At 58.0% G+C, this 12302-nt stretch carries 9 protein-coding genes; all 9 read left to right on the plus strand.

Going from position 1 to position 12302, the window contains the following annotated elements:
- Nucleotides 1-15: 15 nt before the first annotated feature.
- The 9 genes from rseP (at nt 16) to dnaE (ending at nt 12272) form a co-directional block, all read left to right on the plus strand.
- Nucleotides 16-1368, plus strand: a complete 1353-nt coding sequence (rseP, locus tag ACWIKB_RS07515; RefSeq protein ID WP_475266025.1) for a sigma E protease regulator RseP — start codon at nt 16-18, stop codon at nt 1366-1368.
- A 74-nt stretch (nt 1369-1442) separates the two neighbouring features.
- The gene (gene bamA / locus ACWIKB_RS07520) at nt 1443-3833 is read left to right on the plus strand and encodes an outer membrane protein assembly factor BamA (RefSeq protein WP_475266026.1); all 2391 of its coding nucleotides are present in this window, start codon (nt 1443-1445) and stop codon (nt 3831-3833) included.
- Between the two features lie 45 nt (nt 3834-3878).
- A complete protein-coding gene (locus ACWIKB_RS07525; protein WP_054047181.1) occupies nt 3879-4382 on the plus strand; it encodes an OmpH/Skp family outer membrane protein in 504 nt (167 codons plus the stop codon).
- Between the two features lie 3 nt (nt 4383-4385).
- Nucleotides 4386-5441, plus strand: coding sequence for a UDP-3-O-(3-hydroxymyristoyl)glucosamine N-acyltransferase (gene lpxD / locus ACWIKB_RS07530; protein WP_475266027.1), 1056 nt, complete (start codon nt 4386-4388; stop codon nt 5439-5441).
- Nucleotides 5442-5549: 108 nt separating this feature from the next.
- Nucleotides 5550-5990: a 3-hydroxyacyl-ACP dehydratase FabZ gene (fabZ, locus tag ACWIKB_RS07535; protein ID WP_007907157.1), complete on the plus strand. Its 441-nt coding sequence runs from the start codon at nt 5550-5552 to the stop codon at nt 5988-5990.
- Nucleotides 5987-6763: an acyl-ACP--UDP-N-acetylglucosamine O-acyltransferase gene (gene lpxA, locus ACWIKB_RS07540; protein ID WP_475266028.1), complete on the plus strand. Its 777-nt coding sequence runs from the start codon at nt 5987-5989 to the stop codon at nt 6761-6763. The genes fabZ and lpxA overlap by 4 nt, the downstream gene beginning before the upstream one ends.
- Nucleotides 6764-6765: 2 nt before the next feature.
- Complete coding sequence (gene lpxB, locus ACWIKB_RS07545; protein WP_475266029.1) at nt 6766-7896, plus strand: lipid-A-disaccharide synthase; 1131 nt, start codon at nt 6766-6768, stop codon at nt 7894-7896.
- Nucleotides 7897-7907: 11 nt separating this feature from the next.
- Nucleotides 7908-8534, plus strand: a complete 627-nt coding sequence (rnhB, locus tag ACWIKB_RS07550) for a ribonuclease HII (protein ID WP_475266325.1) — start codon at nt 7908-7910, stop codon at nt 8532-8534.
- 216 nt (nt 8535-8750) lie between these two features.
- A complete protein-coding gene (gene dnaE, locus ACWIKB_RS07555; RefSeq protein ID WP_475266030.1) occupies nt 8751-12272 on the plus strand; it encodes a DNA polymerase III subunit alpha in 3522 nt (1173 codons plus the stop codon).
- The last annotated feature ends 30 nt before the right edge of the window (nt 12273-12302 follow it).

Below are 12302 nucleotides of genomic sequence, written 5' to 3' on the forward strand. Positions count from 1 at the left end.
TTGCGGAGAAAGTAGATGAGCGCGCTCTATATGATTGTCGGCACCCTAGTAGCCCTGGGCGTGCTGGTCACCTTCCACGAATTCGGCCACTTTTGGGTCGCACGTCGCTGTGGGGTAAAAGTGCTGCGTTTCTCCGTGGGCTTTGGCATGCCGTTGCTGCGCTGGCACGACAAGCAAGGCACCGAGTTCGTGCTCGCCGCCATTCCGTTGGGCGGCTACGTGAAGATGCTCGACGAGCGCGAAGGCGAAGTGCCGGCCGACCAAATCGATCAATCCTTCAATCGCAAGTCCGTCCGCCAGCGCATTGCCATTGTTGCCGCCGGCCCGATCGCCAACTTTCTGCTGGCGATGGTTTTCTTCTGGGTGCTGGCCATGCTCGGCAGCGAACAGGTGCGTCCGGTTATCGGCGCTGTCGAGTCGGGCAGCATCGCGGCCAAGGCAGGTTTGAGCGCGAATCAGGAAATCGTTGCCATCGATGGCGAGCCGACATCCGGCTGGGCCGCCGTGAATTTGCAGCTGGTCCGTCGCCTGGGCGAGAGCGGTACCTTGCAGTTGCTGGTGCGTGAACAGGGTTCCACCGCTGATTCGCCTCGAGAGCTGGCACTGGATCACTGGCTCAAGGGCGCCGATGAACCGGATCCGATTCGCTCGCTGGGTATTCGTCCATGGCGTCCGGCATTGCCGCCGGTTTTGGCTGAACTCGATTCAAAAGGGCCGGCGCAAGCCGCGGGCCTGAAGACCGGTGACCGGTTGTTGGCACTTGATGGCAAGTCCCTTGATGACTGGCAGCAAGTTGTCGATACCGTCCGTATGCATCCAGATACCAAAATCATGCTGCGCATCGAGCGCGATGGTGCTCAAATCGACGTCCCTGTAACGCTGGCGGCTCGTGGTAGCAGCAAAGCACCCACGGGTTATCTGGGCGCAGGGGTGAAAGCAGTCGAATGGCCACCAGAGATGATTCGTGAGGTCAGCTACGGTCCGGTGGCAGCGATTGGGGAGGGTGCCCGACGCACCTGGACCATGAGTGTACTGACCCTCGATTCGCTCAAGAAAATGTTGTTCGGCGAGCTCTCGGTAAAAAACTTGAGTGGACCGATAACCATTGCTAAAGTGGCGGGCGCTTCTGCCCAGTCGGGCGTCGCTGATTTCCTGAATTTCCTTGCTTATCTGAGTATTAGCCTGGGAGTTCTGAATTTGTTGCCCATTCCTGTACTGGATGGGGGGCATTTGTTGTTTTATCTGATCGAGTGGGTGCGTGGTCGCCCCTTGTCGGATCGGGTGCAGGGTTGGGGGATACAGATCGGTATCAGTTTGGTGGTCGGGGTGATGTTGCTTGCTCTGGTCAATGATCTGGGTCGACTGTAACGCTTCGCTGAATTGCGAATCTGCCGCATTTTGCGGCAGTTTGTTTATTGCCAGTTGGAATAAGAAAGGACTTCATGAAACGTCTGCTGCTAACTGCGGTTCTCACCGTATTGATGATCGCCGAAGTTCACGCCGAGTCCTTCACTATCTCTGATATTCGCGTCAATGGCCTCCAGCGGGTCTCCGCGGGTAGTGTCTTTGGTGCTTTGCCGTTGAACGTCGGTGAACAGGCGGATGATCGTCGCCTGGTGGAATCCACTCGTGCGTTGTTCAAAACCGGTTTCTTTCAAGATATCCAGCTGGGTCGCGAAGGCAATGTCCTCGTTATCACGGTAGTCGAGCGTCCGTCGGTCGCGAGTATCGAGATCGAGGGTAACAAGGCCATCTCCACTGAAGACCTGATGAAGGGCCTCAAGCAATCCGGCCTGTCCGAAGGCGAGATCTTCCAGCGTGCCACCCTCGAAGGTGTGCGTAACGAACTGCAGCGTCAATATGTCGCTCAGGGCCGTTACTCGGCGACCGTCGACACCGAAGTGGTGGCGCAGCCGCGTAACCGCGTTGCGTTGAAGGTCAACATCAACGAAGGCACCGTTGCTGCTATCCAGCACATCAACGTGGTGGGTAACACGGTCTTTGCCGACGACGACCTGATCGACCTGTTCGAACTCAAGACCACCAACTGGCTGTCGTTCTTCAAGAACGATGACAAGTATGCTCGTGAGAAACTCTCCGGTGACCTGGAGCGTCTGCGCTCCTACTACCTGGACCGCGGCTATATCAACATGGATATCGCTTCGACCCAGGTGTCCATCACCCCGGACAAGAAACACGTCTACATCACCGTCAACGTCAACGAAGGCGAGAAATACACCGTTCGTGACGTGAAACTCAGCGGCGACCTGAAAGTGCCTGAAGACCAGGTCAAGTCCCTGCTGCTGGTTCAGAAAGGTCAGGTGTTCTCGCGCAAGCTGATGACCACGACTTCCGAACTGATCACCCGTCGTCTCGGTAACGAGGGTTACACCTTCGCCAACGTCAACGGCGTGCCTCAGCCTCACGATGACGACCACACGGTAGACATCACTTTCGCTGTTGATCCGGGCAAGCGTGCCTACGTGAACCGCATCAACTTCCGCGGCAACACCAAGTCCGAAGACGAAGTGCTGCGTCGTGAAATGCGTCAGATGGAAGGCGGCTGGGCTTCGACCTACCTGATCGACCAATCCAAGACTCGTCTTGAACGTCTGGGCTTCTTCAAGGAAGTCAACGTTGAAACCCCGGCCGTGCCGGGCGTGGATGACCAGGTTGACGTGAACTACAGCGTTGAAGAACAGGCTTCCGGTTCGATTACCGCCAGTGTCGGTTTCGCCCAGAGTGCCGGTCTGATCCTCGGTGGTTCGATCACCCAGAACAACTTCCTGGGTACCGGTAACAAGGTCAGCATCGGTTTGACCCGAAGCCAATACCAGAGCCGCTATAACTTCGGTTATGTCGACCCGTACTGGACTGCAGACGGTGTGAGCCTGGGTTACAACGCTTTCTATCGCACCACTGACTACAAAGACCTCGATGTCGATGTTGCAAGCTATGCGGTAGACAGCCTCGGTGCTGGCGTAAGCGTCGGTTACCCGATCAGCGAGACTTCGCGTCTGACCTTCGGTCTGACAGCGCAACAAGACAAGATCAAGACCGGTCAATACACCGTCGATGAGATTTTCGACTTCGTTAACAGGGAAGGCGACAGCTACCTGAACTTCAAGGCGTCGGCCGGCTGGTCCGAGTCGACCCTGAACAAAGGCGTACTGGCTACCCGTGGTCATTCCCAAAGCCTGACACTGGAAACCACCACGCCTGGCAGCGACCTGTCGTTCTTCAAGCTCGACTACCGTGGCCAGTTGTTCCAGCCATTGTCTGAAAACTACACCATGCGTCTGCACACCGAGTTGGGTTACGGCGATGGTTACGGTTCGACCAATGGCTTGCCGTTCTATGAAAACTACTATGCTGGTGGTTTCAACTCGGTTCGTGGCTTCAAGGACAGTACGCTTGGTCCCCGCAGTACCCCGAGTCGCGGTCAGGGTGTGACGGGTAACACCGGTACGCTGGCTGACCCGGACCAGGATCCACTGCCGTTCGGTGGTAACGTCCTGATCCAGGGTGGTGTCGAAGTGCTGTTCCCGCTGCCATTCGTCAAGGATCAGCGTTCCCTGCGGACGTCGGTATTCTGGGATGTGGGTAACGTATTCGATTCCAAGTGTGACAAGACGACTAACGCCAATGTCGGTTCGACCTCTCAAACAGAGTGCAACGACATCAGCTTGAGCAACATGGCCAGTTCCGTCGGTGTCGGCGTGACCTGGGTCACCGCACTGGGTCCACTGAGCTTCGCGTTGGCCATGCCGGTCAAGAAACCGGATAACGCTGAAACACAGGTTTTCCAATTCTCCCTCGGCCAGACGTTCTAAGCGTCTGACCCAAGATAACGACAATGGATTTTGTAGGAGTGCATCGTGCGTAAGTTGACTCAATTGGTTCTCCTGGCGACCGTACTGGTTGCAGGTCCGGCTTTTGCCGACATGAAAATCGCCGTTCTGAACTATCAGATGGCACTGCTGGAATCTGACGCGGCGAAAAAATACGCCGTCGACGCCGAGAAAAAATTCGGCCCGCAGCTGACCAAACTCAAGACTCTGGAAAGCAGCGCCAAAGGCATCCAGGATCGTCTGGTAGCCGGTGGCGACAAGATGCAGCAAGGCGAACGCGAACGTCTGGAGCTTGAATTCAAGCAAAAGGCCCGCGACTTCCAGTTCCAGTCCAAGGAATTGAACGAAGCCAAAGCCGTTGCTGACCGTGAAATGCTGAAGCAGCTCAAGCCGAAACTGGACAGCGCTGTGGAAGAAGTCATCAAGAAAGGTGCTTTTGACCTGGTCTTCGAGCGTGGCGCAGTGATTGATGTCAAACCTCAGTACGACATCACTCGCCAGGTTATCGAGCGCATGAATCAGCTGAAGTAATCCATGACAGCGACTATAAAGCTCGGCCAATTGGCCGAGTTCCTCGGCGCCACCCTGAGTGGCGACCCGGAGAAAGAAATTACTGGGCTAGCCACTTTGCAAGAGGCTGGCCCAGCTCAGTTGAGCTTTCTGGCAAACCCTCAATACCGTAAATACCTGGCGGACAGTAAGGCTGCAGCCCTGTTGCTGAAAGCTGCTGACGCTGAAGGTTTTACCGGTAATGTGCTGGTTGTACCGGATCCGTACCTGGCTTATGCCCGTGTTTCCCATCTGTTTGATCCCAAGCCCAAGGCAGTTGCCGGTATTCATCCGACAGCGGTAGTGGCGGCGGACGCAGCGGTCGACCCGGCGGCAAGCATTGGTGCCTTTGCGGTAATCGAAAGCGGTGCGCGTATTGCGGCGGGTGTGACCGTTGGGGCTCATTGCTTCATTGGTGCGCGCTGCGAGATTGGCGAGGGCGGCTGGCTGGCTCCGCGGGTCACGCTGTACCACGACGTACGCATTGGCAAACGAGTGGTGATTCAGTCGGGCGCCGTACTCGGTGGCGAAGGCTTCGGTTTTGCCAACGAGAAAGGTGTCTGGCAGAAGATTGCCCAGATTGGTGGTGTCCTGGTCGGCGACGATGTGGAGATTGGCGTGAATACCGCCATCGACCGCGGTGCGCTGGCCGATACCGTCCTTGGTAATGGTGTGAAGCTCGACAATCAGATTCAGATCGCCCACAACGTCCAGGTCGGTGATCACACCGCCATGGCAGCGTGCGTGGGGATCTCCGGCAGCACCAAGATCGGCAAGCATTGCATGCTCGCCGGTGGTGTTGGGCTGGTGGGGCATATCGAGATTTGCGACAACGTTTTCCTGACCGGGATGACCATGGTGACCCACTCGATTACCGAGCCGGGCTCCTATTCTTCCGGTACAGCCATGCAACCGGCTGCCGAGTGGCGCAAAAGCGCGGCACGCATCCGTCAGCTCGATGACATCGCGCGGCGTCTGCGACAGTTGGAAAAGCGTGTAGGGGAAGTGACCCCTGGCGATAATGCTTCATCAGATGGCTGATACCATTTCCATATCAAGTGTGCACAGCCGCTAGACTGCCTCCTTGATTTGCTAGAGGGGTGCGCGTCAGTCGCGCGCTCCCAATCTTTACATAGGCTTCCCCCCGAAATGATGGACATCAACGAGATTCGCGAATACCTGCCTCACCGTTACCCGTTCCTGCTGGTGGACCGGGTCGTGGATCTGGATGTGGAAGGCAAGCGCATTCGCGCCTACAAGAATGTCAGCATCAACGAGCCGTTCTTCAATGGTCACTTCCCTGCGCATCCAATCATGCCGGGCGTGTTGATCATCGAAGCAATGGCCCAGGCTGCCGGGATCCTTGGTTTCAAAATGCTGGACGTGAAACCGGCCGACGGCACCCTTTATTACTTCGTCGGTTCTGACAAGCTGCGTTTCCGTCAGCCGGTGCTGCCGGGTGATCAGTTGATCCTCGAAGCCAAGTTCCTGAGCTGCAAGCGTCAGATCTGGAAGTTCGAATGCCAGGCTTCGGTCGATGGCAAACCAGTCTGCTCCGCTGAAATCATCTGCGCGGAACGCAAACTATGAGTTTGATTGACCCTCGCGCAATCATCGATCCGACGGCCATTCTGGCCGACGACGTCGAGGTCGGCCCTTGGTCGATCATCGGCGCAGGTGTGGAAATCGGCGAGGGGACAGTGATCGGGCCGCATGTGATCCTCAAAGGCCCGACCCGTATCGGTAAGCATAACCGCATCTACCAGTTCTCTTCGGTAGGCGAGGACACACCCGATCTGAAATACAAGGGTGAAGAAACCCGCTTGGTCATTGGTGATCACAACATCATCCGCGAAGGCGTGACGATTCACCGTGGCACCGTTCAAGACCGTTCGGAAACCACCTTGGGTGATCACAACCTGATCATGGCCTATGCCCACATCGGTCACGACAGCGTTATTGGCAACCATTGCATCCTGGTCAATAACACCGCGTTGGCGGGGCATGTGCATGTTGAGGATTGGGCGATCCTGTCCGGCTTCACCCTGGTTCACCAGTATTGCCACATCGGTGCCCACAGCTTTTCCGGCATGGGCACGGCCATCGGCAAAGACGTTCCCGCGTACGTCACGGTATTCGGCAACCCCGCCGAAGCTCGCAGCATGAACTTCGAAGGCATGCGCCGTCGCGGTTTCAGCGAAGACGCGATCCACGCCCTGCGTCGTGCCTACAAGGTGGTTTACCGCCAGGGGCTGACGGTCGAGCAAGCGCTCGCCGAACTGGCCGAACCTTCGGCACAGTTTCCGGAAGTCGCGGTGTTCCGTGATTCGATCCAGTCTTCGACCCGCGGCATCACCCGTTAATCATGGCTAATCTGCGTATTGCGCTGGTAGCGGGTGAGGCTTCCGGTGACATTCTGGGCGCGGGCCTGATGCGCGCGCTCAAGGAACAGCATCCGGCGGTGGAGTTCATTGGCGTCGGCGGACCGCTGATGCAGGCCGAAGGCCTGACTTCATATTTCCCGATGGAACGACTTTCGGTCATGGGCCTGGTGGAAGTGCTGGGTCGATTGCGGGAGCTGTTGGCCCGGCGTAAAAAGCTGGTCGCGGACCTGATCGCCGAGAAGCCGGACGTGTTCATCGGCATCGACGCCCCGGACTTCAACCTCAATATCGAACTCAAGCTGCGTCAGGCCGGCATCAAGACCGTGCATTACGTCAGCCCGTCGGTCTGGGCTTGGCGGCAGAAGCGTGTGCTGAAGATTCGCGAAGGCTGCGACCTGATGCTGACGCTGTTCCCGTTCGAAGCGAAATTCTACGAAGAGAAGGGCGTGCCGGTACGGTTTGTCGGGCATTCCCTGGCCGATGCCATTCCACTCGAAGCCGATCGCGCAGCGGCGCGGGCCGAGTTGGGTTTGCCTGACGGTCCGCTGGTGGCGCTGATGCCGGGCAGTCGTGGCGGCGAAGTGGGCCGTCTCGGTGCGTTGTTCCTCGATACCGCCCAGCGTCTGCGTGCCTTGCGCCCTGGCGTGCGGTTCGTCATGCCGTGTGCAAGCCCCCAGCGCCGTGTCCAGCTCGAAGAGCTGCTGGCTGGCCGCGATTTGCCGCTGACCTTGCTCGACGGCAAATCCCATCTGGCCCTGGCGGCCTGCGATGCCGTGTTGATCGCCTCCGGAACGGCGACGCTTGAAGCGCTGTTGTACAAGCGGCCGATGGTGGTTGCCTATCGCTTGGCGCCGCTGACGTTCTGGATTCTCAAGCGCATGGTGAAAAGTCCCTACGTCTCGCTGCCCAATCTGCTGGCCCAGCGCCTGCTGGTGCCCGAGTTGTTGCAGGACGACGCGACGGTTGAAGCCCTGGCCCAGACCTTGTCTCCGCTGATCGAGGGCGGTGAAGAACAGACCCGCGGCTTCGATGAAATCCACCGGACCTTGCGTCTGGATGCCTCCAACCAGGCGGCGGACGCCGTGCTGAAACTGATCGGCCAAGTACAATGAGTAAGACAAGCATGCAAATGGGGCTGGATTTCACCTTGGTCGCTGAAGTGGAAGATCTGGTTGCCGGCGTCGACGAAGTCGGTCGCGGCCCGCTCTGCGGCGCCGTGGTCACCGCTGCGGTGATTCTCGATCCGAATCGGCCGATTCTGGGCCTGAACGACTCGAAGAAGCTCACCGAAGCCCGCCGCGAAAAGCTCTACGACGAAATCTGTGAGAAGGCCCTGAGCTGGCACATCGCTCGGGCTGAAGTCGAAGAAATCGACGAGTTGAACATTCTGCATGCCACCATGCTGGCCATGCAGCGCGCCATCGAAGGCCTGCACATTCAGCCGAAACTGGCGATGATCGATGGCAACCGCTGCCCGAAACTGTCCATGCGCTCCGAAGCCGTGGTCAAAGGCGACAGCAAGGTGCCGGCCATTGCCGCGGCGTCGATCCTGGCTAAGGTGAGTCGCGACCGTGAGATGGCCGCTTTCGAATTGATTTACCCGGGTTACGGGATCGGCGGCCACAAAGGCTACCCGACCCCCGTTCATCTGGAAGCCTTGGCCCGTTTGGGGCCAACGCCAATTCACCGCCGCTCGTTCGCCCCGGTTCGCCTGGCCTACGAGGCGCGGGAAAGTCTGATCGAGAGTTAGTCGCAAGGCTGATGTTTTTATAAAGGCCCGGTACAATCCGGCGATTTAAAGCGTCACGAGCGCAGGTAAGACAAGGCGAACGGCAGCGAGAAAGCGGAGTTGACGTTAGTCAATGAGCATTTCGAGTTGCCGTTCAACGCTGGATTACCAAGCGTAGTAGCTTTAAACGCCGGATTTCCGGGCCTTGTTGTTTTCATGACTTAACGCAGGATCACTATGCCGGCTTCATTCGTTCATCTACGCCTGCACACTGAATATTCCCTGGTCGACGGTCTGGTGCGGATCAAACCGCTGGTCAAGACCCTGGTCGGCATGAACATGCCTGCCGTGGCGGTCACTGACCAGAACAACATGTGTTCTCTGGTCAAATTCTATAAAGCTTCCATGGGCGCGGGCATCAAGCCGATCTGCGGCGCCGACCTATGGCTGTCGAACAAAGACCCCGACAACCCATTGAGCCGGATCAGCCTGCTGGCGATGAACGCCGTGGGTTATCGCAACCTTACAGAATTGATCTCGCGCGGCTTCATTGATGGCCAGCGCAATGGCTCGATTATCATCGAGCGTGAGTGGGTGGCCGAAGCCAGCGAAGGCTTGATCATGCTGTCGGCGGCGAAAGAGGGCGAGATCGGCCTGGCCATGCTCGGCGGCAACCCGGCAGAAGCGGAAACCCTGGCCCGTGAATGGATGGCGGTGTTCCCGGATCGCTTCTATCTGGAAATCCAGCGCACCAACCGTCCCAATGACGAAGAACAATTGCACGGCGCTGTGGCCCTGGCCGAGAAGATCGGCGCGCCGCTGGTGGCCACCAACGACGTGCGCTTCATCAAGCAGGAAGACTTCGAAGCCCACGAAACCCGCGTTTGCATCGGTGAAGGCCGCGCCCTCGACGATCCGCGGCGCTCGAAGAACTACAGCGACCAGCAATACCTCAAAAGCGCTGAGGAAATGGCCGAGCTGTTCAGCGACATTCCCGAGGCGCTGGAAAACACCGTCGAGATTGCCAAGCGCTGCAACATTGAAGTGAAGCTGGGCAAGCACTTCCTGCCCAACTTCCCGATCCCCGATGGCATGACCATCGACGAGTATTTCCGCAAGGTGTCCTTCGATGGCCTGGAAGATCGCCTCAGCGTCTTGCTGCCCAAGGACACCACCGAAGACTACGAAGCCAAGCGCCAGGTCTACGTCGACCGGCTGAATTTCGAGCTGGATATCATTATCCAGATGGGCTTCCCCGGTTACTTCCTGATCGTTATGGACTTTATCCAGTGGGCCAAGAGCAACGGCGTGCCGGTAGGTCCGGGCCGCGGGTCGGGTGCCGGGTCGCTGGTGGCCTATGTGCAAAAGATCACCGACCTCGATCCGCTGGAATATGACCTGCTGTTCGAACGTTTCCTTAACCCGGAACGGGTATCGATGCCCGACTTCGACGTCGACTTCTGCATGGACGGTCGGGATCGGGTAATTGAATACGTGGCCGAGAAATACGGTCGCAACGCGGTAAGCCAGATCATCACCTTCGGTTCCATGGCTGCCAAGGCTGTGGTCCGTGACGTGGCGCGGGTGCAGGGCAAGTCCTACGGTTTGGCGGATCGCCTGTCGAAGATGATTCCGTTCGAAGTCGGCATGACCCTGGAAAAAGCCTACGAGCAGGAAGAAATCCTGCGCGACTTCATCAAGGTCGATGAAGAAGCCGCGGAAATCTGGGAAATGGCCCGCAAGCTCGAAGGCGTTGTGCGTAACGTCGGTAAGCACGCCGGTGGTGTGGTTATCGCACCGACCAAGCTGACTGACTTCTCGCCGATCTATTGCGACGAGGCCGGCGATGGCCTGGTAACCCAGTTCGACAAGGATGACGTTGAGGCTGCCGGTCTGGTGAAGTTCGACTTCCTCGGCCTGCGGACCCTGACGGTTATCGACTGGGCGCTGAAAACCATCAACCGCGATCGCGCCAAGGTTGATCAACCGCCGCTGGACATCGCGTTCATCCCGCTGGACGACAAACCGACTTACACGCTGCTGCAAAAAGCTGAAACCACCGCGGTGTTCCAGCTCGAGTCCCGGGGCATGAAAGAGCTGATCAAAAAGCTCAAGCCCGACTGCCTGGAAGACTTGATCGCACTGGTGGCCCTGTTCCGTCCGGGCCCACTGCAATCGGGCATGGTGGACGACTTTATCAACCGTAAGCACGGTCGCGCCGAACTGGCGTACCCGCACTCGGACTACCAGTACGAAGGCCTCAAGCCGGTATTGGCACCGACTTACGGCATCATCCTGTATCAGGAACAGGTGATGCAGATTGCCCAGGTCATGGCCGGTTACACCCTCGGCGGTGCGGACATGCTGCGTCGGGCCATGGGTAAGAAAAAACCCGAAGAAATGGCTAAGCAGCGCGGCGGTTTCATTGAAGGTTGCGCCACCAACAATATCGACGCTGACCTGGCCGGTAACATTTTCGACCTGGTAGAGAAATTCGCCGGTTACGGTTTCAACAAGTCTCACTCTGCCGCTTACGGTCTGGTGTCTTACCAGACGGCATGGCTGAAAACCCACTACCCGGCGCCGTTCATGGCTGCGGTACTGTCGGCGGATATGCACAACACCGACAAGGTCGTGACCTTGATCGAAGAAATTCGCACCATGAAGCTGCGTCTCGACGCGCCGGATGTGAATACTTCGGAGTTCAAGTTCACGGTGAACGAGGAAGGCCGGATTATCTACGGCCTCGGCGCGATCAAGGGTGTGGGCGAAGGTCCGGTCGAAGCCATCACCGAGGCGCGTCAGGCCGGTCCGTTCAAGGATCTGTTCGACTTCTGCGCCCGGGTCGACCTCAAACGCATCAACAAGCGCACCCTGGACGGTTTGATCCGCAGCGGTGCTCTGGATCGTCTCGGTCCGTACTTCCATGACGAGCAGAAAGCCTATCAGGCCAATATCGATCGCAACCGCGCGGTCTTGCTGAATGCCATGGAAGGGGCGATCAAAGCCGCCGAACAAACCCTGCGTACCAAAGACAGCGGACACGTTGACCTGTTTGGCGGCCTATTCGTCGAAGAGGACGCCGATGTCTATGCCAATCATCGCAAGGCCAAGGAGCTGACGCTCAAGGAACGCCTGAAAGGCGAGAAAGACACCCTGGGCCTGTACCTGACCGGTCACCCGATCGACGAATACGAAGGCGAAATCCGCCGTTTCGCCCGTCAGCGCATCATCGACCTGAAACCGGCGCGGGATACGCAGACGGTCGCGGGCATGATCATCGCGTTGCGGGTGATGAAGAACAAAAAGGGCGACAAGATGGGTTTCATTACCCTCGACGATCGTTCGGGCCGGATCGAAGCGTCGCTGTTCGCCGAGGCGTTCCATTCCGCACAGTCGCTGTTGCAGACTGATGCGATGGTGGTCGTTGAAGGTGAAGTCAGTAACGACGACTTCTCCGGCGGCTTGCGCTTGCGGGTCAAGCGGGTGATGAGCATGGAAGATGCGCGCACCAACCTGGCCGAAAGCCTGCGTCTGAAGCTGCACACCCAGGATTTGAAAGGCGATCAGCTACGCTGGCTCGGTGAACTGATCAAGCGCCACCGCGGCGCGTGCCCGATCACCATGGAGTACACCAGTCCTGATGCAAAGGCCTTGCTGCAGTTCGGCGAGACCTGGCGGATCGACCCGGCGGATACCTTGATTCAAGCCCTGCGTGACCAGTTCGGGCGAGACAACGTCTTCCTCCAATACCGTTGACGGTCAGGTGGCAATGAACTGCCCTGATCT

Source organism: Pseudomonas sp. 5Vm1k (assembly GCF_056161485.1).